The following is a 24,309-nucleotide window of genomic DNA, read 5'->3' as shown; positions in this document are numbered from 1 at the left end:
ATTAGGGGGACAATGGAACCCATGAGTGACGCATTGCAACCCCAGCACGCGTCGCGCCGCCCCCGAGCATTGAGAATTGCTCTACCTATCGGTCTGGCAGTGACCGCACTCGGTGCTCTGTGGGCGATCGCGGACGCGCCGGGGCTTGTTGGCGCAGAGCTTCCTCCCATGCCTGTCGTGGCCGCGCAGCTCCCCGCGGTTGATGTCGCGGGCGTCGTAGCCGCAGATCCTTGCTCCGACCCCGTGGTGATCGATGCTCTCGCCGTAGGCGACGATGAGGCGGCCATCGCTGGGTTCGGTGGTGGTGCAGCCTTCCGGGATGCTGTGGTCATCGGCAACGCACCCTGCATCTCGCTCACGGATCCTGTGCGCCGATGGGTCATCGTGAACAAGACGCTCTCGCTGAACCCCATCGACTACGAGCCGACTCCGCTCGTAGGTGCGGCAATTGAAACGACCACGCGGTCGAATCAGCTCCGCGAAGACGCGTCATCAGCGCTCAACGAGATGGCTGCTGCGCTGAATGAGTCTGGCGCAGGCGTCCTGGGTATGAACAACGGCTATCGCTCCTATCGCCTGCAGGTCGCGACGCATGCCGGACATGTGAGCTCCCGCGGGCAGGAGGGTGCAGATCAGGTCTCTGCACGTCCGGGCTTCAGTGAACACCAGACCGGGCTCTCGATGGATGTCATCGCGTGTGGCAGTGGCTGTGGCGAGATTGGCGCCTTCGGCGGTACCAGCGAGTCAGGATGGGTTGCTGAGCATGCGTGGGAGTACGGCTTCATCGTCCGCTACGAAGCTGGAGTGACAGGCACCACGGGGTATGTGCCGGAACCCTGGCACCTGCGTTACATCGGTCCGGCGCTCGCGTCGGCCTATCACGACAGCGGATGCCGTTCGCTGGAAGAGTTCTTCGGACTCCCGGCAGCGCCCGACTACGGGCACTGACCCTTCTTCTGTGGCATCCCACAAACGCGGCACGCAGTCTCACGTATGGTGGGATGCATTCTCACAAGGCACTGCCTCGGCATCCGCTCTCCGGCATAGACTCGCGGGAGCAATGACGCCACACACGTTCGGGAGGACGGCATGGAACGCGATATCTACGAAGAAGACCACGAGGCATTCCGAGACCTGGTGAAGGACTTCGTCAAGCGCCACGTCAGTAACGAGAGCATCGAGAAGTGGGATGCCGCGGGCGAGATCGACCGCGCGACCATGCTCGCCGCAGGAGAGGCCGGAATCATCGGACTCTCGGTTCCTGAGGAGTTCGGCGGCGCTGGCATGCTCCAGGACTACCGATTCCGCACCATCGTGAATGAAGAGGTCATTGGCGCCGGGGCCGGCTCGCTCGCTGGTGCCTTCGGTATCCAGGACGACCTCGCCATTCCTTACCTCGTGCACATGGGCACGCAGGCGCAGAAGGAGAAGTGGCTGCCGCGGATGGCAACCGGTGAGATCCTCGGTGCTCTTGCGATGTCCGAGCCCGGTGCGGGCAGTGACCTGCGCGGCATCAAGACCACGGCGAAGAAGACTGACGGCGGCTACATCGTCAACGGTGCGAAGACCTTCATCTCCTCGGGCAAGACTGCCGACATCGTCGTGACATTCGTGAAGACCGGTGAGGGCAACCGCCCCGACGCGTTCAGCCTGCTCATCCTTGAGAACGGCATGGAGGGCTTCGATCACGGCAAGAAGCTCAACAAGATGGGCTCGCACGGCCACGACACCGCCGAGCTGTCGTTCAGCGACGTCTTCGTTCCGGAGGAGAACCTCATCAGCGGCAAGGAGGGCCAGGGCTTCCTGCAGTTGATGATGAACCTTCCGCTTGAGCGGCTGTCGATCGGCATCGCCGCGGCATCCGCCTCGCAGGCAGCCTTTGCCTGGACCGTCGCGTACACGAAGGACCGCGAAGCCTTCGGCGAGCGGATCATCGACTTCCAGAACACCCGCTTCAAGCTGGCTGATGTCGCGACAACTGTCGACGTCATGTGGGCATATCTCGACCGGGCGCTGCTCGCCTACAAGGACAAGAAGCTCACCGGCGAAGAAGCAGCGAAGATCAAGTTCTGGACCACCGAGCGCGAGTGGGAGATCCTCGACACGTGTGTGCAGCTGCACGGCGGTTACGGGTACATCACCGAGTACCCCATCGCTCGTGCCTTCCTCGACGCCCGCGTGCACCGTATCTACGGCGGCACGAACGAGATCATGCGCGACATCGTCTCGCGCCAGATCGCCGGCAAGCGCTAACGTTTCTCGCACCGCGCGTGTGCGTGTGCGAGCAGCCGTTGAAAGAATGAAAACCCGCCTCCCGAACGCCGGGAAGGCGGGTTTTTCTTCCGCCTATGTCTGGGGACGCTCGATCAGGTGTTGCGCATGACTGGGCGCTCCCCGTCTGTTCGCGGGTGGTTAGGGGAGGAGGACGATCGCGGCGGATGCTGCGATGAAAAGAGCGATGAAGACCACGTCGCGGATGCGGAAGGGCACCAGATACCGCTCGGTGCGAGTGGCGTAGGCGCCGAAGGCCCTGGCATCCATCGCCAGCGCGACGCGCTCGGCATGCCGGATCGCACCGGCGAGCAGCGGCACGATGTAGCCCCAGCCGCGTGCGATTCGTGAGAACGGGCCGCGCCCGCCATGGTGTCCGCGCACACGATGCGCCGCGCGGATCACCGCGAGTTCATGGCCGAAGCGCGGCACGAAGCGGTACGCAGCCAGGGCCGTATATCCGATCCGGTACGGCACGCGTAGTTGCTGGATGCTCGCGCGCACGAGGTCGGGCCCGGTCGTTGTGAGACCGCCGATCAGCGCAAGCGAGAGGATCGCGGCTAGGCGAAGTGCCGTCGCGAAGCCGACCTGCAGTGCACCGGTGAAGAGAGTCCACCCGCCGATCTGCAGGAACGGGGCGGTGTCGTCGACGCCTGAGGCATCCACCCACAGCGAGAAGCCGAACCCGATCGCGGCGACGCCGATGGGCACGGCGAGAAACAGCAGTGCGGCGGAGCGCGGCGTGATGCGTGCGCCGATCAGGATGATGACGTACGCGAACGCGATGAAGTAGGCCGGGGTGGTGAGATCGCGCACGAAGATCAGCATCAGCATCGCTGGCGCGACCGCCGCGACCTTCGATAGCGGGTTGAGGTGGTGCAGGAACCGCCAGGGGGGAGTCGGTACCGCCACTGCGTATGGATCGATGGTGGTCGTCGGTGCCGTCGTGGCTGTCATCGCGCCGCCTCGGTGAGGACGCCGCGGAGTGCGGGGGTGAGCGCGCGGTGCAACGCAGGCAGACGAAGACCGGCGGACTCGAACAGTCCCTCGGTGGCGAAAAGATCCGCCGTGAGACCTGCGGCGTGCACGCGCCCGTCGGAGAGGATGACGGTGTGCGTCGTGTGATCGGCGACCAGCTGCAGGTCATGGGTGACGATGATGATTGTCGTGCCCTCGCTCTGCAGATCGCCCAGCACGTGCAGTAGTTCGCCGGCGCGGGCGCGGTCTTGTCCGAACGTCGGTTCATCGAGTGCGAGCACACGTGGGTGCGTGATCAGCGCCGTGCCGACCGAGAGCCGGCGCTTCTCGCCACCGGAGAGCAGGAACGGATGCACATCGGCCTTTTCCTGCAGACCGAACCGGGTGAGCATCTCGTCCACGCGCTCGCGGATCTCGAGCTCAGGCGTGTGTCTCAGCCTCAGTCCGTGTGCCAGTTCGTCGAACACGGTGTGCGCGACGAACTGGTGCTCCGGGTTCTGAAACACGAAGCCGATGCGCGCGGCGAGGTCGCGTGGAGAGGCTTTGCCGGGGTCGAGATCATCGATCATCACCTGGTGCTTCGGCGGCGGCACGACTCCGGCCAGGGACTGGATGAGGGTGGTCTTTCCTGCACCGTTCGCGCCGACGACCGCGGTGAACGAGCCGGCCTCGATGTCGAGGTCGATGCCGTGCAGAATCTCCTGTCCCCCGCGCTTCACGGTGAGGCCGCGGGCCCGCACGAGGGGGCGGTCCTCGCCTGATGGCTGGCCCGACGGCTGGCCCGAAGGTTGGTACGGATGCAGGGTCGATGCACGGATGTCGGGCGATTCCTCGGCGTGTCGCCCTGCAGGTGTGCTTCGGCCCTGCATCTGTGCCGCGGTGCGCCGCGACTCCTCGTCGCGCATCGCCTCGGCGAGCTCCTCCGGCGTCAGCGGCAGCAGCACATCCTTTGGCAGGATGCCTCGCTCGCGCAGCATCCGTCCAGCCAATGTCGCAGCCGGCAGCCACACGCCCATCTCCACGAGCTCCTCGGTGTGTCCACGCAGCACCTCTACGACCGGACCGTCGAAGGCGAGATGGCCCTGCTGATCGAGTACGAGGGCGCGTGTCGCGAAGTGCATCGCGGCATCCAGGTTGTGCTCGACCAGCACGATGGCATGATCGCCGCCGGCGACCAGGTCGCTGAGCGCCTCGTACACGTCGTCGATGCCCTGCGGATCGAGGTTTGCGGTGGGCTCGTCGAGCACGATCAGCGGCGATCCCATCGCGAGCGCACAGGCGATCGCGAGCCGTTGCCGTCCGCCGCCGGAGAGCCGGTCGGGGTTCCAGCTGCGGCGATCCCACAGCCCGACCTGGCGGAGGGCCTGCTCGGTGCGGGCCAGCACTTGATCAACCGGAAGCAGCAGGTTCTCCAGAGCGAAGGCCACCTCGTCGAGCACGGTGCCGGTGACCAGCTGCGCGTCTGGATCCTGGAAGACCATCGCCACATCGGTACTCAACTCGGCGACTGGTGTGGTGATGGTGCTGCGTCCGCGTACCTCGACGCTGCCCTCGATGTCGGCGGGAACCGATTGGGGGAGCAGGCCGTTGAGGGCGAGGGTCAGGGTCGATTTGCCCGATCCGCTCGGCCCGAGCACAAGGACGACTTCGCCAGGATGCACGTCGAAGCTGATGCCCTGAGGTGACGGGCGCGCAGCGCCAGCGTGGGTGAGGGAAAGATCACGCACGCGAAGCAGGGGCGCGGATGGGCGCACGGCGGATTCCCCGGGTCGGTGAAACGGTACGGCTCCAGGTTAGCCGAGCCTTACCTGATGCGCACACGCCGGGGCGTGCTCAGCCGCGAATAACCCCGGCACGCCGCAACGCAGATCCGAGGCCGAGCCCGATCAGCGTCCACGCCACAGGGCCGAGCACGAACAACACAATGAAGCCGACTCCACCCCAGAATGGCAGCGCACTGATGCCGAAGGCGAACCACAGCGGCACCGCGACCACGATTCCCGTGATCGCAGCGGAGAGCAAGAAGCGCCACGCTTCCCAGTGCCGATACCGGAACAGTGCTGACACGCCTTCCTGCACCCCTCCGAACACGATCGCGGCCAGCAGGTACCGGCCGGCCATGGCAGGGACGAACGCAGTGGAGATGAGCGCCGCGATCGCATGGGTGATCAACGCAACCCACGGCGCCCGCAGCACCTGCTGTGCGATCACGCCGGGAAGCACGTGGAAGCCCAGGACGAGCCCGTACAGCGGAACCGCGCTGACGGCAACGATCACGTGGAGGCCGGCCCACAGCGCCGAGACGAGCCCGGTGGCGACGCCGACAGCAGCGCAGATCATTAGCACGCGGGTCGACAGCACGCGATTCTTCAGCACTGTTCCAGCCTATCGCTGGGTTCGCCGGGTGGGCCCGTGGCCAACGTCGGTCCATGCCGAGGTTGACGTTATACCGCGTCGCGCGATCGGAATCTACCTCTGGTGCGCGGCGGCGGCCGGGTCTATGTTGAGCGACGATGCGGCGACGAAGCCGCAGACCACAACCATCGGAGAGACACATGGGTCGATCACCCTTCCGGTTGGCGATGGCCGTTACATTGGCCGCAGTCGTCATCGGATCCTCGGCAACCGCCAGCTTCGCAAGTGCCGAGGGGGTGACACATCCCACACCGGTGGACGGCACACCGGGGCACTACATCGTCGTGATGAAAGCCGATCCTCTGGCCACGTACGAAGGCGACACGAACGGCCTGCGCCGAACCATGCCGAAACCCGGCACGCAACTCGACGCCCACTCCTCGGACTCGCAGAAGTACATTGCGCACCTCGCGAACGAGCAGCGCAAGCTCGCGAAGGCCGAGGGCGTCACCACAGACGCGACATACCAGGTGACGGTCAACGGCTTCAGCGCCGACCTCACCGGCGAGCAGGTCGATGCGCTGCGAGCCTCGAAGGACGTGGTCGGGGTGTTCCCGGATGAGATCCGGCATCCGGATGCGCAGTCGTCCACCGAGTTCCTGGGACTCGGCGACGACGCGAACGGTGCGAGCGGAGTGTGGGAGTCCACCGGCGGTGTCGAGCACGCAGGTGAAGGGGTTGTCGTCGGTGTCATCGACACAGGCATCGCCCCGGAGCATCCGTCGTTCGCTGGCGACAAGCTGAAGAAACAGAAGCAAAGCGGTACCGCGCCATACAGCGACGGCTCGTACGTCTACTTCGACAAGTCAGACGGCGCCCAGTTCCGCGGTGCGATCGTGCAGGGCCAGGACTGGAACAAGCATGACTACTCGACGAAGCTGATCGGCGGGCAGTACTTCGCGACCGGTGCGACAGCGGCCGGATTCGACTTCCAGTACGACTACCTCTCTCCGCGCGACGGCGACGGGCACGGCTCGCACACCGCGAGCACGGCGGCCGGCAACTTCGGCGTCGACGCGACCGTGCAGGGCGTTGGGCTCGGTTCGATCTCCGGTGTCGCCCCGGCGGCCAAAGTCGCCGCGTACAAGGCGTGCTACGTCGGCCCGGACCCGCTGATCACTGAGGACGACATCTGCGCCCTCAGTGACCTCATCTCCGCGATCGATCAGGCAGTCGCTGACGGCGTAGACGTGGTCAACTATTCGATCGGCGGGGGTGCGGCCACGTCAGTCCTTCAGCCCGACGACATCGCGTTCCTAAACGCCGCAGCCGCCGGAGTGTTCGTCTCCGTCAGCGCAGGTAATGCCGGGCCGGATGCTGTCACCGCAGACCACGCGTCGCCCTGGTACACCACGGTCGCGGCATCCACGATCCCGACCTGGGAGGGCACGGTCGCGTTCTCCGGCTTCGCCCAGGCCGGAGCATCCGTCTCTGTCCCGTTCGGTGAGACCGTCTCTGGTCCCTCGATCTACGCAGGCGATGCCGCTGCGGCAGGAGCGGTAGATGCGCAGCTCTGCCTGCCAGGCACGCTTGACCCTGCAAGAGTCGCCGGCCACATCGTCGTCTGCGATCGCGGCAACAATGCGCGTGCGGAGAAGTCGCAGGTTGTGAAGGATGCCGGCGGCACTGCCATGGTGCTGGTCAACGTGCCAGGTGGCTCCGATTCTCTCGACAACGACTTCCACGTGATCCCCACGGTGCATCTCGCCGCGGCACATCGCGCGGCGGTCCTTGCGTATGTGCAGGGTGGTGTCGACCGGCCGATCTCACTGATCGGTGAGAACACGACGGGCGAGGTCACTCCGGTGCCGCAGATCGCGGGCTTCTCCAGCCGCGGTCCGATGCACGCCGACGGCAGTGACGTCATGAAGCCCGACATCGCCGCCCCAGGTGTGGCGATCCTCGCCGCGACGAACAGCGGCAGCAAGGACGCCGCGACCTTCGGCATCCTGTCCGGCACGTCGATGGCGTCGCCGCACATCGCCGGTCTCGGCGCCCTGTATCTCGGTGAGCGTCCGAACGCGACGCCCGCAGAGGTGAAGTCGGCGATGATGACCACCGCCTACGACACGGTGAACGCCGACGGGTCGCCGAACACCGATCCCTTCGCGCAGGGTGCGGGCCAGGTCGATGCGACTCGTTTCTTCGCACCTGGGCTGCTGTACCTGAACGGCGTCGCGGACTGGGCGGCGTTCCTGGAGGGCAAGGGGCTGGCGGAGTTCGACGGCGTAGAGCCGATCGACGGCAGCGACCTCAACCTCGCTTCGATCTCGATCGGCTCCCTCGCCAGTGCGCAGACGATCACCCGCACGGTCACGTCGACTGAGGCGGGGACGTTCACCGCGAGCGTCGATGTGCCGGGCGTGAACGCGACTGTCGAACCAGCCACGCTCAACTTCGGTGCGGCTGGTGAGACGGCGACGTTCACCGTCACCTTCGACAACGAGAGCGCTCCGGTCGAGCAGTGGGCGACCGGATCACTCACCTGGTCGAGCGAGGCGAACACGGTGCGCACACCGATCGCGGTGTTCCCTGTGACGGCGGATGCACCGGCTGAGGTGACTGGAACAGGTGTCGACGGCAGCACGGTCGTGGAGATCACGCCCGGCATCGACGGCGACCTGCCGCTGAACCTCGCGGGACTCACCCCGTTCCAGCTGCTCACCGACCCGAGTCATCCGGTCGAGGGGCACTCAGGCGACGAGAGCTCGGGCGATGTCAACAAGGACGTCGCGTGGATCGTCGACGTGCCGGAGGGCACGACGCTGTCGCGCTTCGATCTCGATTCGTCGGATGACGAAGGTAGCGACCTCGATCTGCTGGTGTACCGCGTGGTCGCACCCGACGATCTGCGCTACTACGAGGTATGGCAGTCAGCGACGGCCTCGGCCGACGAGCAGGTGACGCTGCCGACGCCGACAGCCGGCACGTACATGATCGTGGCGAACGTGTACTCGACGACCGGGCCGATGACGTGGGACATGACCTACGCCAACGTGGCACCGGGCGGAGAGGGCGCGTTCACGGCGACGCCGAACCCGATCGCTGTGACGCAGGGTGTGGCGACGAGCTATGAGGTCAGTTGGACCGGCCTCACCGCCGGCACACGCTACCTCGGGGCAGTGCAGTACGCCGATTCCGACGTCCGCACGATCGTCTCGGTGGACACAGCGCCGTAACGCGTCTGAGGCGCCCCGAGCTCTTCGGAGTGCGGGGCGCTTCTGTGTGCGGCACACTTGCCGGGCCAAGGCACGGATGTCGGGCGAAACACCGGCGTGTCACCGTGCATCCGTTCGATCGCCCTGCATCTGTGCCGGGCTGGCGGTCAGATCCGGCGGCGGCGTGGCTTCAACGTCACATGCGGGAGCTCCGGTGCGGGGATCCGCTCGGAACCGTGAGTGACGACATGACCGAAGCGAGCGGATGCCGCATCCGGCGTCTCCCAGTCGGCACGCGCCTGCTCGATCTCGTCGTGGGTTCGCGCGGCGAAGTTCCACCACATCACAAGGTCTTCCTCGAAGGGTTCCCCGCCGAGCACGAAGATCAGCGCACCCTCAGCCGTTGATACCGAAACCTGCGACCGGGAGTCACCCAGATACAGCATCTCGTTTCGAGCCAGCGTGTGAGATTCGACCAGCACGTCACCCTCGACGAGGATGACGGCATGCTCCCATGCGGTGTCGAGAGGCAGCGTGACGCGGCTGCCAGCGGGAACGGCGATCTCGGCCCCGACGATCGGCGTGTGCACCGTCGCAGGCGAGCGGATGCCGGCGAATTCGCCTAGCACGACCGTGGCCGTGGCATCCGCTCCTGTCGTGGAGGGCAGCGTCACGAACGGCAAGGACGTGTGCTGTTCGAACCCTGGCGCGCCATGCCGGGCAGACTCCGGCAGCACGACCCAGAACTGCAAAGCATCCAGCGGGCGGGCATCTTCGCCAAGCGAGTATTCGGAGTGCGAGATTCCGTTCCCCGCCGTCATGAGATTCAGCTGGCCGCGCGTGAGCGTTACATCGCGGCCGAGCGAATCGCGGTGACGCTGTTCGCCGACCAGCGGCCAGGTGACGGTCTGCAATCCGATGTGCGGGTGCGGTTCGACCCGCATGCGCACCTCTTCTGGCCCGAAGCGATCGAGGAAGCACCATGCACCGACCGTCGGGAGGTCGCGATGCGGCAAGGTGCGCAGCACCGTCATCGCGCGCAGGCCACCGAGGGGCACCTCGCGTGGTTCGAGCGAGATGCTGCGCTGGCCGATCATTCCGCGCTCGCCGCGTCAGTGGGGTCGGTGGGAAGCTGAGGCCAGCGGATCTCCGCACCCGCGACGTCGTGCTTCTTCAGATAGCGGGCGATGTACGGGCAATAGGGCACGATCGTGTCGCCTGATGCCGCCACATCCGCCAATGCTTCCGAAGCGAGCGTGCCGGCTAGCCCCTTGCCCTGGAAGGCGGGGTCGACCTCGGTGTGGATGAACTGAATCTCGCCGGGCCGTCGACGGAACTCCGCGAAGCCGGCGAGGGTCTCGCCGAGGCGGATCTCGTAACGCGACGCTTCGTCGTTGCGGGTGACTGTGGTGTCGTCTGTCATGGATGCTCCTTCGAGTTATCCCCACCCTAGGGCGGCGAGCGCAGGCAGGGGTCGATACGCTTGAGGGATGCCGCAGACATCCCGTGACCCGTACGAGGATCTGCCATGGGATCCAACGCCACCCGATTCCTTCGGCGAGCAGTGGGACGATGCCCCGCCGCCGGAAGAGATGGATTGGGAACCGCAGGGGCCAGGCTACGAACCTCCGCTCGATTGGGGCCCTGGTCCTGCCACGACTGTGACGCCTGCACCCGCGGCAGCGGCGGCATCCGCTCCGCGCACCGCGACACCATCTCGCTATGCGACCGCGCGCGAGGCGTTGCATACGGTTTTCGGCTATGACGCGTTCCGCGGCGATCAGGAGGCGGTCGTCGAGCAGGTGATCGGCGGTGGGGATGCCGTCGTACTCATGCCGACCGGTGGCGGAAAGAGCATCACCTACCAGGTCCCCGCCCTCGTGCGAGAGGGAACCGGGCTGGTGATCAGCCCACTCATCGCCCTGATGCACGACCAGGTCGACGCGCTGCGCGCCAACGGTGTCAATGCCGCGTACCTGAACTCCACGCAGTCGGTGTCGGAGCGCGCAGACGTCGAACGGGCGTATGTCGCCGGCGAGCTCGATCTCATCTACGTCGCCCCCGAGCGGCTGTCGAACCGGCAGACCACTGCGCTGCTGCAGCGCGGCACGCTCAGTGTGATCGCGATCGACGAGGCGCACTGTGTGTCGCAGTGGGGTCACGACTTCCGCCCCGACTATCTCGCACTCGGCGATCTGGGGGAGCGCTTCCCCGGGGTGCCGCGCATGGCACTCACCGCGACGGCGACCCGCGCCACCCACAAGGAGCTCACCGAGCGCCTGCAGCTGGATACCGCCAAGCACTTCGTGGCCAGCTTCGATCGCCCGAACATCCAGTACCGGATCGTGCCGAAGGTCGACCCGCGCAAACAGCTGGTGTCGTTCATCCGTTCGCTTCCGGATGCGCCGGCAGACCAGGCGACCGGCGGCTCGGGTGCGCCCGCCGGAATCGTCTACGCGCTGAGCCGAAAGTCGGTGGAGCAGACTGCCACCTATCTCGCCGCTCAGGGCTTCGACGCGCTGCCGTACCACGCGGGCCTTCACGCCGATGTGCGGGCGGCGAACCAGTCGCGGTTCCTGCGCGAAGACGGCGTGGTGATGGTCGCGACGATCGCGTTCGGCATGGGTATCGACAAGCCCGATGTGCGCTTCGTCGCCCATGTGGACCTCCCGAAGTCGGTCGAGGGCTACTACCAGGAGACTGGCCGCGCCGGCCGCGATGGCGAGCCAGCGGTGGCATGGATGGCGTACGGACTCGGTGACGTCGTGCAGCAGCGGCGGATGATCGATCAGAGCCCAGGTGACCGCACTTTCAAGATGCGGATGGGCCAGCACCTTGACGCCATGCTTGCGCTGAGTGAGACCGTCGAGTGCCGCCGCCAGAACCTGCTGAACTACTTCGGGCAGGACTCAGGGCCCTGCGGTAACTGCGACACCTGTCTCGAGAAGCCAGAGACCTTCGACGGTCAGATCCCGTCACAGAAGTTACTGTCGACCATCGTGCGACTCAAGCGTGAGCGGCGGCAGGCGTTCGGTGCTGGTCACCTCATCGACATTCTCCGCGGCTCCTCGAACGACCGAATCCGTCAGCAGGGGCACGATGCGCTCGCGACATACGGCATCGGTGCGGATCTGTCAGATCAGGACTGGCGCAGTGTCGTGCGGCAGTTGCTGGCCCGCGGCATCCTGGTCGCTCAAGGCGATTACGGAACACTTGCGCCGGGTGAGGCTGCCATTGGAGTGTTGAGCGGGGAGACCCCGGTGCCGCTGCGCAAAGACACCATCGGGCGGGTCAGCGCGACCCGCACGCGCAAGGCGTCGGCGGCTTCGGATGCCGTGGTCGAGGGTGATCGCTCGCTCTTCGAGGCGCTGCGCGTCTGGCGTGCCGAGACCGCCAAAGAGATCGGCAAGCCGGCGTACATCGTCTTCGGTGATGCGACGCTGCGCGCGCTCGCCGAAATACGCCCGGCATCCGTGAGCGACCTCGACGGAATCACCGGAATCGGCGAAAAGAAGCGCGAAGCCTATGGTGACGCGGTGCTTGCTGTGGTCGCTGCGAACTGATTTCCCGTAGCTCGAAGGTACGAGACTCAGCCGGAGACGTAGTCCTCGGTATGAACGCGCACGTCCGCCGCCCCACTCAGCAACTTCGACACCGGGCAGCGGGCGTGCGCTGCGGCGAGCACGCGCTCACTCTCTGCGGTATCCGCACCCTCGACTGATAGATAGGCGTCAAGGTGGAACTCGAGGCCGGGCCCCGGGTCGGCGTCATGAAGCTCGACCTCGACGCGCACGGCGGTCCGCACACGGCCCCCGACGATGACCTGCGCGGTCGCGTTGAGACAGGTGACCCACGCGAGAGCCAGCAACTGCTCCGGATTGCTACCGGCAGGATCGCGGTCGGGGTTGAGCGGTGACGCCACCGCGACCGTGAGTCCGCCGGTCACCGCACTCGTCCCGTCGCCACCATCGCGGTTGATTGCCTCAGTCCGGTACCTCATGCTCATACCTCAACTATAGTTGGACGCAGTACATGAACTCCGGGCGATGGCGGCCGTTGACGAGGGAAACGGCACACATCAATGGATACCACTGGCACGACGATCGTCGAGTTCGACGACGTCACCAAGCGGTATGACGACCGCCCTGGTCAACCGCCGGCGCTCGACGCCATCAGCTTGACCATCGAACGTGGCGAGATATTCGGCGTCATCGGTGAGAGCGGCGCGGGCAAATCCACGCTGCTTGCGCTGATCAACGGATTGGCTTTTCCCGAGCGCGGAGTCGTGACCGTCGACGGTGAGCCAGTCGCCGGACGCAGCAGGCGTGCTCTGCGGATGCTGCGCCGAAACATTGGGGTCGTGTTCCAGGGGACTCACCTGCTCAGCAGCCGCACCGTGCGTCAGAATGTCGCGCTTCCGTTGCAGATCGCTCGCCGCGGCGCTGCCGGACGATCTCGCGCCGCAGAGCGTGCGACGGTCGATGAGATGCTCGCCTTCGTCGGCCTCACTCATCGTGCCGATCATCATCCTGCAGAGCTCAGCGGGGGAGAGCAGCAGCGGGTGGGGCTTGCGCGTGCGCTGATCACGCGTCCTCCTGTGCTGCTGTGCGATGAGCCGACCTCGTCACTGGACGCCAGCACCACTGCCGAGATCTTGCGTGTGCTGCTCGATGCTCGTGAGGCATTCGGCACGACGATCGTCGTGATCTCGCATGACCTCGATGTCGTCAAGGCGATTTGCGATCGCGCGGCGTTGCTCGAGAAGGGGCGGCTGCGTGAGCTGTTCCACGTGGCGAAAGCCGACCTGAATGCGATGCCCAGCTACTACGAACAGGTCAAGCGAGAGCTGATGTGATGACCTGGCTCACCGAACTTCTCGCCGAGTACGGCGAGGACATCGTCGAAGCTCTCGCTGAGACCGGATACATGATGCTCGTGTCGCTGGCGGCGGCCGTGTTGATCGGTCTTCCACTGGGCATGATCGTGTTCCTGACGCAGCGCGGAGGCATCGCCGAGAACCGACCGATCTGGTCAGTTGCGAACCTGTACATCAATATCGTCCGCTCGTTCCCGTTCCTCCTGCTGGTGGTGTTCCTCATCCCGTTCACCAGGTCGGTGGTCGGCACGAGCTTCGGCACGCAGGCATCAACCCTGCCGTTGAGCTTCGTCGCGGTGGCCATCTACGCCCGGCTGGTTGAGCAGATCCTCCGGGAGATCCCGCCGGGTATCTCCCGCGTCGCCGTCGCGATGGGCGCGACGTTGCCGCAGGCAGTGTTCCGGGTCTTGCTTCCTGAAGCACGCTCCGGACTCGTATACGCGCTCACGTCGGCCGCGATCAGTTTGCTGTCGTACTCGACCGTCCTCGGCGTCGTGGGCGGCGGCGGCATCGGTGACTTTGCGATGCGCTACGGCTACCAGGAGTACAACGACGCGCTCATGTACATCACGATCGCGATCATCGTCGTGTGCGTGCTCCTGATCCAGACCGTCGGACACCGCGCTTCCGAGCGCCTTGATCACCGCTGAACCCCAGACCGCATCTGAACTCAAGCCCACAGCTGTACGAAGAAAGAAGGACCCCATGAGAACCCCTCGCATCGGCATCTTCGCCGCCACGATCGGAGCAGCCCTCGTGCTGGCCGGATGCGCGTCATCCGCAGAACCGGCCGCGGACTCGAGTGCTGCCGCATCCGCAGAGCCAGTCGTGCTCAAGGTCGCCGCCGTCACGGCGCCGATGACTGATGTCGTCGAAGCCGCTGCCGACGCGATTGAAGACGGCTACGAGATCGAGCTCGTCGAGGTCTCCGACTACGTCACCGCCAACACGATCGTGAACGATGGCGACGTCTACGCGAACTTCTCCCAGCACGTGCCGTATATGGAGGAGTTCAATGCCGGAAATGATGGCACCCTTGTCGCCGTGCAGCCGGTCTACAACTTCGACATCGCGTTCTATTCGAAGACGCTCGACGACATTGCCGATCTGCCTGAGGGAGCCACGGTCGCGGTTCCGAACGACGCATCGAATCTCGGTCGTGCGCTCAAGCTGCTTGACGCCGAGGGAGTCATCACGCTCGACGCTTCGGTCGATCCGTATGCCTCGACGGTGGACGACATCATTGAGAACCCGAAGAACGTCGAGTTCCTCGAGGTGCCGATCGCATCACTGAACGCCGCGTATGAGGAGGCCGATCTCGTCTTCCAGTGGCCTTCGCACATCGCGGCCATCGGCCTCAACCCTGACGACGATGGGCTCATCGTTGAACTCGACGACCGCTTCGCGCTGTACGTCGCCGTTCGAGAAGAGGATGCCGACAGCGCCGCAACCGAGGCGCTCAAGGCGGCCTTCGCCAGCGACGAGGTGCGCGAGGTTATCGAGTCGAACGGCACAATCGGCGTCGCTTTCTAAGAGACACCGCTGGCCGAAAGGGCGCCGACTGTGGCCTCGTGACAACTGCACGGGGCCACGGTCGTCCTTGCGGTTGGAGGAACCGCACACCTCGCTTTGCAGTGCATTGGAGGAGTCCTACGGTTGAAGCATCCTTACTTCTCTCCGAGAGGAACACCCATGGTCGACGCCGCAGTCCACACCTCGACGCCATCCGCCGCTAGCGACGCTCCCCGCATCGATGTCGAGCGCGTCAATGATCTTCTCCTCGGCACCTGGGCCGACACCCGTCGCGCATCGCGCGAGCTGATCAAGGACTCGGCCTTCTGGCGCAAAGACGAGCTCGGCAAAGACGAGCACCGCGAGCGCGTGCTCAGCCAGCTGCATCTTCTCGTCGAGAACAAGACTGTGCACCGCGCGTTCCCGAAGGAATTCGGCGGGGAGGACAACAACGGCGCGAACATCTCCGGCTTTGAGGAGCTCGTCGTCGCAGACCCGAGCCTGCAGATCAAGGCGGGTGTGCAGTGGGGGCTGTTCGGCTCGGCCATCCACCAGCTCGGCACCGCTGAGCACCACAAGAAGTGGCTCCCCGGAGTCATGGATCTTTCTATCCCCGGCGCGTTTGCGATGACCGAGATCGGGCACGGCTCGGATGTCGCGGCGGCCGGCACGACTGCCACCTTCGACCCTGAGACCGAAGAATTCGTCATCCACACGCCGTTCCGTGCGGCGACGAAGGAATACCTTGGCAACGCGGCCCTGCACGGGATCGCAGCCACCGTGTTCGCACAGCTGATCACCAACGGTGTGAGCCACGGCGTGCACTGCTTCTATGTGCCGCTGCGTGGTGAAGACGGCGTGGATCTTCCCGGTATCAACCGCGAGGATGACGGGCTGAAGGGCGGCCTGAACGGTATCGACAACGGCCGTCTTTCGTTCGACCACGTGCGCATCCCGCGCACGAACCTGCTGAACAAATACGGTGATGTCGCCGCAGACGGTACGTACACGAGCTCGATCGACAGCCCTGGGCGCCGCTTCTTCACGATGCTTGGCACCCTGGTACAGGGTCGCGTGTCGCTCGACGGGGCCGCATCATGGGCATCCGCTCTCGCGCTGCACATCGCGATCACCTATGCCACACAGCGCCGCCAGTTCGACGGTGCAGACGGGCAGGAGGTCGTGCTTCTCGACTACGGCAAGCACCAGCGCCGGCTGCTGCCACGCCTGGCAACCACTTACGCGCAGATCTTCGCCCACGACGAGTTCCTGCAGAAGTTCGACAGTGTCTTCTCGGGTCGCACCGACACCCCTGACGACCGTGAAGATCTCGAGACTCTTGCCGCGGCTCTCAAGCCGCTGTCGACATGGCACGCCCTCGACACTCTGCAGGAGGCCCGCGAGGCGTGCGGCGGCGCCGGGTACATGTTCGAGAACCGCCTGGTCGGGCTCCGTCAGGATCTCGACATCTACGTCACCTTCGAGGGTGACAACAACATCCTGCTCCAGCTCGTCGGCAAGCGTCTGCTCACCGATTTCGCAGGCCAGTTCAAGAACAAGGATGCCGCGGCTCTCGCCAAGTACGCAGTCGGCCAGACCGCAGGCAAGGTGTTCCATGGTGCGGGGCTGCGCCGCTTCGGTCAGAATGTGGCCGACTTCGGTTCGACTGCCCGGTCGGTCGAGAACGGTCTGCGCGCCGAGCAACAGCATGAGTTGCTCGCCGATCGCGTGCAGCAGATGGTCGCCGACATCGCCGGACGCCTGCGCCCTGCGGGCAAGGACAAGGTGCTCGGCGAGAAGCTCTTCAACGAGAACCAAGCCGACCTCATCGAGGCAGCCCGCGCTCACGGTGAGCTGCTGCAGTGGGAGGCATTCACAGATGCCGTCAACAGCATCCCGGACGAGGACACAAAGCAGGTGCTCACGTGGCTCCGTGACCTGTTCGGTTTGCAGTTGATCGAGAAGCACCTCGCATGGCACATCATCAACGGTCGCCTCTCGACGCAGCGCGCGGCGGCGGTGTCCAGTTACATCGACCGGCTGTGCCAGCGGCTGCGCCCCCATGCGCTCGACCTGGTCGGTGCCTTCGGCTACGAGCCGGAGCACGTGCGCGCGCCCATCGCGAGCGGCATCGAGCAGCAGCGTCAGGACGAGGCCCGCGCATACTACGCAGACCTCGAGGCATCCGGCCAGGCGCCCCTGTCGGAGAAGGCGATGAAGAAGGCCGCCAAGAAGTAGCCGCGGCCGTGGCGTCGGCACCCCTGTCTACGCTGAACCTATGACCTCTCTCATTGCCGGTTCCGACGGCGTCGTGCGTTGCGCGTGGACCGGGGCGGATGCCGAATATCAGCGCTACCACGACGAGGAGTGGGGCGTGCCGCTGCACGGTGACCGCGCGCTCTTCGAGAAGATGGCGCTGGAGGGATTCCAGGCAGGGCTCAGCTGGATCACTATCCTGCGTAAGCGCCCACGGTTCCGCGAGGTGTTCGCAGGGTTCGAGCCGGAGGTCGTTGCCGCTTTCGACGACGACGATGTCGAACGTCTGATGCAGGACGGCGGAATCATCCGCAACCGCGCGAAGATCCTCGCAACGATCGGCAATGCGCGCCTGGTCCTCGGCATGGCGGAGGGGGAGTTGGACGAGCTGATGTGGTCGTTCGCGCCGGTCGGTGGCATCCGACCACGCTCGTTCGACGACGTGCCGGCGGTGACGGACGAATCGACGGCCATGAGTAAGGCGCTGCGGGGGCGCGGCTTCCGATTCGTCGGTGCCACCACGATGTATGCGCTCATGCAGTCCTCTGGGATGGTCGACGATCACGTCGAAGGATGCTGGCGGGTCGGGTGATCTCTCCAGTGGGCCCCGCCCATGATGGGTATCTCTCCCCATAGATGCTCAGCATCGTGGCGGTTACCATTGTCCGATGTGCCGTTTCGCTGTGCGAAGCGGATCGGAGGATGAAGCGGCCGCCGAGAGGCCGTTCAGGGGGAGCAGGGTATGAAGGCGCTGTCGTGGGTGCGTGCGAAGCCGAAGACCATTGCATCCGTCGCTGCGCTGACCGCTGCCACGATCGCCATCACCGGGTTCGCCTTCGCCTACGAAGGAAACCCGACCACCAAAGTCGATCTGAACGACGGCGGTGTGTGGATCACCAAGTCCTCAGGGATGATGGTTGGTCATTTCAATAATGAGTCGACGCTGCTCGACGGCGGGTTGCGCACCACTGGTGAATCCTTCGACATCCTGCAGGACTCCTCCACGATCCTGGTCGTCGATTCCGGTGAGTCATCCGTGACAGCGATCGACCCGGCACGCGTGTCGTTGACCGACACCGCACCGATCCCCGGATCCGCGAAGGTCGCGCTCGGCGCGCAGACGGCCGCGATCCTCGACTCCGCGACGGGCAAGTTATGGGTGATCCCAGTCCAGGGCATCGCGGGCTTCGAGTTCCAGGGTGCGGAGCCGCTGACCGAACTCGGCAAGAACTCCGACGTCACCGTCGGCCAGGACGGGACGGTCTACGCGGTCTCAGGTGAGAACGCAGAAGTGCTTACCATCCCGGTCGACAACGAGGGTGCCCCTCTCGAGGAGACGACAGCGCCGCTGGGCGACATCGACACGACGATTGCACCGACCATTGCGGCGGTCGGGCAGACCCCGGTGGTGCTCCTCCCCTCCGAAGGTGCCGTCGTGACGACCACCGGGCTCCGCACGGAGATCTCGGAGGCGGACAGTGCGGTGCTGCAGCATGCCTCCGCGGCGACGGACTCCGTCACGGTCGCCACAGCCTCACAGCTCATCCAGATTCCGCTGGACGGCAGCGAAATCCAACAGACCAGTGCGATGGGACAGGGGAAGCCGGCGGTTCCGGTGTCGCTGCTCGGCTGCTCGTACGGCGCATGGTCCGGCGCCGGCACCTTCGTGCGCGAATGCCCTGGAGATTCGAACGACGTCGCGGCCGCGGTCCCCGATGTCGAGGCCTCGGCGGCGCTCCAGTTCCGCGTGAACCGCAACGTCATCATCCTGAACGACACGGTGAGCGGTGCGGCCTGGCTCGCGGACGAGAGCCTGCAGCAGGTCGACAACTGGAGCGATTTGACTCCTCCGGATGGCGAGACCGAAGACGAGGAGGAGACCACGGAGGAGACTCCGGAGACCACGCTCCCCGAGCGCGGTGCGATCAACACTCCACCGGTCGCCGAGGATGACGAGTTCGGTGTGCGCCCGGGCCAGACCACCAACCTCCCCGTTCTCGACAACGACAACGATGCCGACGGCGATGTGCTGGTCGCGACAGTCAAGGGTGACGGGCCTTCGGCAGGCACGGTACAGCCGATCTATGACGGCGGCTCCCTCCAGATCGCGGTCGATGAGGATGCCTCAGGCTCGGCGACGTTCCAGTACGAGGCAGATGACGGCCGGGACGGAACGGACACCGCCACCGTCACGCTGCGTGTCAAGGACTGGGACACCAACACCGCGCCAAAGTCGAAGCGCACGACCAGGCTCGCCATCGAGACCGGTGGCACCGTCTCGTACAACGTACTGCCGGACTGGATCGATCCAGAGGGTGATGACATCTACCTCAGGGATGTCGTTCCGGCTCCTGGCGACGAAGTCGACTTCACCACCGATGGCCAGATCACGTACCGGGCGACGGCCAGCCGGGAGGGTCAAAAGGAAGTTGCGGTTTCCGTCGCGGATGCACAGGGCGAGATCACGACAGCGATGATGATCCTCGACGTCCGCCCTTCTGGCTCTACGGATCCCAAGACCAACGCCGACCACGTCATGACGCGCGTGGGCGAGCAGGTCACCGTCGCACCGCTCACCAACGACACCAGCTCAGGGCGTGAGCCGCTGCGCCTCACCCGGGTCAACGGCGACGAGACGCCGGGGGCGACGATCGTTCCCGACTACCCGAACAAGACATTCACCTTCAGCGCTCCGACGGCCGGCGTCTACTACGTGCAGTACGAGGTTGCTGCCGGACCAAACGGTGTCCCTGGCCTCGTCCGTATCGACGTCGCCGATGCCACCGAGCAGGATCTGCCTCCGATCGCCGTGCGCGACGTCGCATTGCTGCCGACCGGCGGTGAGGTGCTGCTCGGCGTGCTGAACAATGACACCGATCCCTCGGGCGGCATCCTGGTGGTCCAGTCGGTGGACGCAGAACCGGGCAGCGGCATCTCCGTGTCGGTCTTGAACCACGAGACGCTGCGCATCGGCGATCAGGGCGCTCTCGATGAGCAGGTGCGCATCACCTACCGGATCTCGAACGGATCGAAGATCGCCGAAGGCGAGGTTATCGTCATCCCTATCCCGGCGCCCGACGACCTGCAGCCTCCGGTCGCGAACCCGGACACGGCCGTGGTGCGTGTGGGAGACGTCGTGACGATCCCGGTGCTGGACAACGACACGCATCCGAATGGTGAGGCACTGCACGTCGAGCCGGAGCTGGCAAAACCGTTCGTCGATCCGGCGGACGGTGAGATTTTCGTCTCGCAGGACGAGGTGCGCTTCAAGGCAGGGGATGAGGCGAAGACCGTCTACGCGACGTACGAGGTTTCAGACTCGCGCCAGTCAGTCGGCGGGTACATCACGATCCAGATTCTGGCGGTCGATGAGGAGAACAATGCTGCTCCTCGTCCACGCGATATCACGGCGCGTGTGCTCAGCGGCAAGACGACGAACATCGCGGTGCCGCTGGATGGGATCGACGCCGATGGGGACTCCATCGAGCTGGTGGGTCTGGCATCCAACCCCGCGAAGGGGCGCGTCACCGTCGCTCAGAACTATTTCACCTACGAGGCGTACGCCGATTCGAGTGGTGTCGACACGTTCACCTACCGTGTGCGGGACCGCCTCGGAAAAGAGGGACTCGCGACGATCAGGGTCGGCATTGCACCTGCAGAGAACGTTAACCAGGCGCCGTACGCGGTGAAGGATTCCATCGTCGTCCGCCCTGGCCGCGAGGTCGCGGTTCCCGTCACGGTCAATGATTCCGACCCGGAGGGTGGAACCGTCGCCCTGGTCGAAGATGCACTGGTCGTGCCGGATCAGGAAGGGCTGACCGCCCGCGTCTCTGGTGATCGGGTATTGGTGCAGGCACCGGATCATGCGATCGAGACGTCGATCCAGTACACGATTGTCGACGAGGCCGGCGCCACCGCGGATGCTGTGCTGCAGATCACCGTGGACGAAGAGGTTCCGCTGCTCGCCCCGATCGCCCGTGATGACTGGGTGCGGATGGAGGACCTGGAGGTCGGCGAGCTGACCACCACGGTCGACATCCTCTCAAATGATGAGGATCCGGACGGCACGACCGAGGCGCTCGACGTCGATCTCGGCGAGGGCGCGACGCAGATGCCAGACGGTAGCGTTCAGGTGACCATCGGCGACCAGATGCAGCTGATCCGCTATGGGCTCACCGACGTTGACGGGCTGACCACTTCGGCGTTCATTTTTGTTCCTGCCGTTGCGGATCTGCGCCCAGTGCCCATCCTCGCCGCCGCCGTCGAGGTCGTCAGCGGTGAGACGAAGGTGCTCCCGCTCGCCGACTACGTGACCGCTGCCGACGGCCACGGTGTCATCATCACCGAGCACGCCAAGGTGAGCGCCGCCCACGCGAACGGCGCGAATCTCATCCGCGACCCGAGCACACTGGTCTACACGTCCGCGGAGGGATACTTCGGCGAAGACGGCATCACGCTCGAGGTGACCGACGGCACCGGCCCCGACGATCCGGACGGACGCAAGGCGACGCTGACCATCCCGATCAGGGTGCTGCCGCCTGAGAATCAGCAACCGACCTTCATTCGCGGGGAACTCGAGGTCTCGCCAGGGGAGGCCGTATCGACGCTCGATCTGGCCGCTCTGACGACCGATCCGGATGCCGCTGACGAGCACGAATTCGCACTCGTGGGCAGCCCCGGCGACGGACTCACTGCCGGTATCGAGGGCGGCACGCTCAGCGTCGAGGCGGCGTCGAATGCAAAGAAGGGGACGACGGCGACCCTGACCGTGCGCGTCTCCGATGGAGAGACCGATCCGATCGAGGGCACGATTCTCGTGCACGTGACCGCGTCGACCAGGCCGCTCGCCGCCGCGAACACCGACACGATCGCGAAAGCCGATCAGGGCGAACCTGTTACCGTCCCGGTACTGGCGAACGACTCGAACCCCTTCCCGGAAACGCCGTTGAAGGTCCTGTCCGCGCAGCGGGAGACTGGCCAAGGTTCGGTGAAGGTGGACGGCGACCAGGTGACCGTGACGCCGTCGGACGACTTCGTGGGCACCATGGTGGTGCGTTATCGGATCCAGGATGCGACTGAGGATGCCGACCGCGAGGTCGAAGGGAAGATCGTCCTGACTGTGCAGGGCGTTCCGGATGCGCCAGGACGCCCGACGGTGACGAGTGTGCAGGATCGTAAGGTCGCCGTGTCATTTGCGGCGCCGACGAACAATGGTGCTGAGATCACGAAGTACACCGTGACCAGCGTGGGTGGCCGCCCGTATTCGAAGGTGTGTGACACGACCACCTGCACGTTGGATGGGCTGACGAACAATGTCGAGTACACCTTCCAGGTGACCGCGACGAACCGGGTGGGCGATTCGGAACCTTCGGCTGTCTCCGAGGTCGCGCGTCCGGATGCCCGCCCGGACACCCCGGCCCCGCCGACGCTTAACTTCGGTGACAAGTCGTTGGCTGTGGCGTGGACGACGCCGACGACACCCGGGTCCCCAGTCGAATCCTTCACCCTGCGGATCTCACCGGCCCCGCCGTCCGGCATCACAGAGAAGAAGGTCACCGGGAACACGCTCGTCTGGGACGGGCTGGAGAACGGCACGGATTACCAGGTGCAGGTGCAGGCGCACAACAAGGCGCCCGAGCCGTCGAGTTGGAGCGGCTGGTCGACATCGGAGATTCCGGCTGGTCCCCCTGCCGCACCGGTCGCGCCGACGACGTCGGCGTTGGACCCGGTGGGCTCGCAAGCGCAGATGCGCGTGTCGTGGGTCGCACCGTCGAATAACGGTGACGCGATCTCCGGTTACCAGCTGCAGGTGCGCAACGGATCCACGGTCGTGCAGACGTTGAACGTGCCGGCCGGTCAGACCAGCCAGGCAGTGACTGTCAACACGTCGGAGACCGGATACACCTACATCGTGCACGCGATCAACAAGGCGGGCTGGGGCGATTGGAGCCCACCGTCAGCGGAACGGAGAGGTGTCATCGCACCCTCGGCGCCGACGAATGTTACCGGCAGCCCGGGTGACAACGTGATCAGCCCGGTCACTTACACGCCCGGGGACAGAAACGGTGCCAGGGCCAATGAGGTCACGTACCAATACAGCGTGAACAACGGCGGCTGGCGTTCGGACTGGGACGGCACGACGATCGGCAACGGCCAGGTAGGCAACAACGGCAGCTACGGGATCCGCGTTCGAGCAGTCGCGACCGTGGACGGAACTGTGTACGCCGGAGCGTCGTCCGCGTCGTCCGTTGCCGTGCAACCCTACGGAGAGGTGGGCCAGCCCGGTGCAGACGGTGCCGTCACCGGCACCACGATCAACTGGTCCTGGACAGCCCCTGCCCGCAACGGCCGGGACATCGTGATGGAAGTTCGCTTCGACGGGGGTGCGTGGGCAAAAGTCGCTCTCAATGGGAGCACCACCGGCAACTACGGGTACAGCCAGCCGGTGAAGATGCATGTGCGAGTCACAGACGCCGTAGGACAGACCAAGACCACCTCGATTTCGCGCACCACGGCGGAGGCGCCACCGCCACCGCCACCACCGCCGTCCCCGCGCGCCTGGGTAACCCGCGGTGACTCCGCTCAGGGGATGCCAAACTGCGACTCGGCGTCCTGTGCGTACTTCCTGCTGAACACCAAGGATTTCCCGGGCGGTCAACACAACGTGCAATGCGTGTCAGACAAAGGAACGGTCGGCGGCAACAACCCCGTGGACGTCCCCTCCAACAATACGAAGCAGCTTTCCTGCTACTACGGGTACCCGGGCGACAACGTGTGGGTGGAAATTGACGGCAAAGCCTATGAGAAACGCGCATGGTAGCCGTGAGCGCACTCTCTGAGAGA

16 protein-coding genes are annotated in these 24,309 nt (G+C 65.3%); 10 read left to right on the top strand and 6 right to left on the bottom strand.

Annotation, left to right across the window (positions count from 1 at the left end):
- Positions 1–21 precede the first annotated feature (21 nt).
- Together AC1C2Q_RS06945 and AC1C2Q_RS06940 are read left to right on the top strand one after the other, a co-directional pair.
- Positions 22–948 (top strand): M15 family metallopeptidase, encoded by a 927-nt coding sequence (locus AC1C2Q_RS06945; protein ID WP_495430344.1) that lies wholly within the window; start codon positions 22–24, stop codon positions 946–948.
- 141 nt (positions 949–1,089) lie between these two features.
- Positions 1,090–2,253, top strand: coding sequence for an acyl-CoA dehydrogenase family protein (locus AC1C2Q_RS06940; RefSeq protein WP_495430343.1), 1,164 nt, complete (start codon positions 1,090–1,092; stop codon positions 2,251–2,253).
- A gap of 159 nt (positions 2,254–2,412) precedes the next feature.
- Here AC1C2Q_RS06940 and AC1C2Q_RS06935 read toward each other — a convergent pair whose 3' ends face one another.
- The 3 genes from AC1C2Q_RS06935 to AC1C2Q_RS06925 all read right to left on the bottom strand — a co-directional run bounded on the left by AC1C2Q_RS06935 (position 2,413) and on the right by AC1C2Q_RS06925 (position 5,625).
- Positions 2,413–3,228: an energy-coupling factor transporter transmembrane component T family protein gene (locus AC1C2Q_RS06935; RefSeq protein ID WP_495449509.1), complete on the bottom strand. Its 816-nt coding sequence runs from the start codon at positions 3,226–3,228 to the stop codon at positions 2,413–2,415.
- The gene (locus AC1C2Q_RS06930; protein ID WP_495449508.1) at positions 3,225–5,003 is read right to left on the bottom strand and encodes an ABC transporter ATP-binding protein; all 1,779 of its coding nucleotides are present in this window, start codon (positions 5,001–5,003) and stop codon (positions 3,225–3,227) included. The genes AC1C2Q_RS06935 and AC1C2Q_RS06930 overlap by 4 nt, the downstream gene beginning before the upstream one ends.
- Before the next feature lie 79 nt (positions 5,004–5,082).
- Entirely contained in the window at positions 5,083–5,625 is a 543-nt protein-coding gene (locus AC1C2Q_RS06925) for an ECF transporter S component (protein ID WP_495449507.1), read from the bottom strand.
- Between the two features lie 179 nt (positions 5,626–5,804).
- Between AC1C2Q_RS06925 and AC1C2Q_RS06920 the strand changes: the two genes are divergently transcribed.
- Entirely contained in the window at positions 5,805–8,843 is a 3,039-nt protein-coding gene (locus tag AC1C2Q_RS06920) for a S8 family peptidase (protein ID WP_495449506.1), read from the top strand.
- 146 nt (positions 8,844–8,989) lie between these two features.
- Here AC1C2Q_RS06920 and AC1C2Q_RS06915 read toward each other — a convergent pair whose 3' ends face one another.
- Together AC1C2Q_RS06915 and AC1C2Q_RS06910 are read right to left on the bottom strand one after the other, a co-directional pair.
- On the bottom strand, positions 8,990–9,919 hold the full coding sequence (locus tag AC1C2Q_RS06915; protein ID WP_495449505.1) for a pirin family protein: 930 nt from the start codon (positions 9,917–9,919) through the stop codon (positions 8,990–8,992).
- Positions 9,916–10,245: a GNAT family N-acetyltransferase gene (locus tag AC1C2Q_RS06910; RefSeq protein WP_495449504.1), complete on the bottom strand. Its 330-nt coding sequence runs from the start codon at positions 10,243–10,245 to the stop codon at positions 9,916–9,918. The genes AC1C2Q_RS06915 and AC1C2Q_RS06910 overlap by 4 nt, the downstream gene beginning before the upstream one ends.
- 67 nt (positions 10,246–10,312) lie before the next feature.
- On the opposite strand from AC1C2Q_RS06910, the gene recQ reads away from it, so the two are divergent.
- The gene (gene recQ / locus AC1C2Q_RS06905; protein WP_495449503.1) at positions 10,313–12,385 is read left to right on the top strand and encodes a DNA helicase RecQ; all 2,073 of its coding nucleotides are present in this window, start codon (positions 10,313–10,315) and stop codon (positions 12,383–12,385) included.
- 26 nt (positions 12,386–12,411) lie between these two features.
- Here recQ and AC1C2Q_RS06900 read toward each other — a convergent pair whose 3' ends face one another.
- Positions 12,412–12,828: an OsmC family protein gene (locus AC1C2Q_RS06900; protein ID WP_495449502.1), complete on the bottom strand. Its 417-nt coding sequence runs from the start codon at positions 12,826–12,828 to the stop codon at positions 12,412–12,414.
- A gap of 75 nt (positions 12,829–12,903) precedes the next feature.
- Here AC1C2Q_RS06900 and AC1C2Q_RS06895 point away from each other — a divergent pair, with 75 nt between their 5' ends.
- The 6 genes from AC1C2Q_RS06895 to AC1C2Q_RS06870 all read left to right on the top strand — a co-directional run bounded on the left by AC1C2Q_RS06895 (position 12,904) and on the right by AC1C2Q_RS06870 (position 24,286).
- Positions 12,904–13,677: a methionine ABC transporter ATP-binding protein gene (locus AC1C2Q_RS06895; protein ID WP_495449501.1), complete on the top strand. Its 774-nt coding sequence runs from the start codon at positions 12,904–12,906 to the stop codon at positions 13,675–13,677.
- Positions 13,677–14,348 (top strand): methionine ABC transporter permease, encoded by a 672-nt coding sequence (locus AC1C2Q_RS06890; RefSeq protein ID WP_495430333.1) that lies wholly within the window; start codon positions 13,677–13,679, stop codon positions 14,346–14,348. Before AC1C2Q_RS06895 ends, AC1C2Q_RS06890 begins: the two co-directional genes overlap by 1 nt.
- Before the next feature lie 55 nt (positions 14,349–14,403).
- Positions 14,404–15,231, top strand: coding sequence for a MetQ/NlpA family ABC transporter substrate-binding protein (locus AC1C2Q_RS06885; RefSeq protein WP_495449500.1), 828 nt, complete (start codon positions 14,404–14,406; stop codon positions 15,229–15,231).
- 159 nt (positions 15,232–15,390) lie between these two features.
- Positions 15,391–17,448, top strand: a complete 2,058-nt coding sequence (locus AC1C2Q_RS06880; RefSeq protein ID WP_495449499.1) for an acyl-CoA dehydrogenase family protein — start codon at positions 15,391–15,393, stop codon at positions 17,446–17,448.
- 40 nt (positions 17,449–17,488) lie between these two features.
- Complete coding sequence (locus AC1C2Q_RS06875) at positions 17,489–18,058, top strand: DNA-3-methyladenine glycosylase I (RefSeq protein ID WP_495449498.1); 570 nt, start codon at positions 17,489–17,491, stop codon at positions 18,056–18,058.
- 150 nt (positions 18,059–18,208) lie between these two features.
- Positions 18,209–24,286, top strand: coding sequence for an Ig-like domain-containing protein (locus AC1C2Q_RS06870; protein WP_495449497.1), 6,078 nt, complete (start codon positions 18,209–18,211; stop codon positions 24,284–24,286).
- Positions 24,287–24,309: the final 23 nt, after the last annotated feature.

The organism is Microbacterium sp. Y356, from assembly GCF_059445355.1.
Note: the sequence above shows the minus strand (reverse complement) of the source record. Positions and strands in the feature narration are given on the sequence as shown.

Excerpts from the sequence above, each read along its gene's own strand:
- AC1C2Q_RS06945 (WP_495430344.1), top strand. The coding sequence starts at position 22 with ATGAGTGACGCATTGCAACCCCAGCACGCGTCGCGCCGCCCCCGAGCA.
- AC1C2Q_RS06940 (WP_495430343.1), top strand. The coding sequence starts at position 1,090 with ATGGAACGCGATATCTACGAAGAAGACCACGAGGCATTCCGAGACCTG.
- AC1C2Q_RS06935 (WP_495449509.1), bottom strand. The coding sequence starts at position 3,228 with ATGACAGCCACGACGGCACCGACGACCACCATCGATCCATACGCAGTG.
- AC1C2Q_RS06920 (WP_495449506.1), top strand. The coding sequence starts at position 5,805 with ATGGGTCGATCACCCTTCCGGTTGGCGATGGCCGTTACATTGGCCGCA.
- AC1C2Q_RS06915 (WP_495449505.1), bottom strand. The coding sequence starts at position 9,919 with ATGATCGGCCAGCGCAGCATCTCGCTCGAACCACGCGAGGTGCCCCTC.
- AC1C2Q_RS06910 (WP_495449504.1), bottom strand. The coding sequence starts at position 10,245 with ATGACAGACGACACCACAGTCACCCGCAACGACGAAGCGTCGCGTTAC.
- recQ (WP_495449503.1), top strand. The coding sequence starts at position 10,313 with ATGCCGCAGACATCCCGTGACCCGTACGAGGATCTGCCATGGGATCCA.
- AC1C2Q_RS06900 (WP_495449502.1), bottom strand. The coding sequence starts at position 12,828 with ATGAGCATGAGGTACCGGACTGAGGCAATCAACCGCGATGGTGGCGAC.
- AC1C2Q_RS06895 (WP_495449501.1), top strand. The coding sequence starts at position 12,904 with ATGGATACCACTGGCACGACGATCGTCGAGTTCGACGACGTCACCAAG.
- AC1C2Q_RS06890 (WP_495430333.1), top strand. The coding sequence starts at position 13,677 with ATGACCTGGCTCACCGAACTTCTCGCCGAGTACGGCGAGGACATCGTC.
- AC1C2Q_RS06885 (WP_495449500.1), top strand. The coding sequence starts at position 14,404 with ATGAGAACCCCTCGCATCGGCATCTTCGCCGCCACGATCGGAGCAGCC.
- AC1C2Q_RS06880 (WP_495449499.1), top strand. The coding sequence starts at position 15,391 with ATGGTCGACGCCGCAGTCCACACCTCGACGCCATCCGCCGCTAGCGAC.
- AC1C2Q_RS06875 (WP_495449498.1), top strand. The coding sequence starts at position 17,489 with ATGACCTCTCTCATTGCCGGTTCCGACGGCGTCGTGCGTTGCGCGTGG.
- AC1C2Q_RS06870 (WP_495449497.1), top strand. The coding sequence starts at position 18,209 with ATGAAGGCGCTGTCGTGGGTGCGTGCGAAGCCGAAGACCATTGCATCC.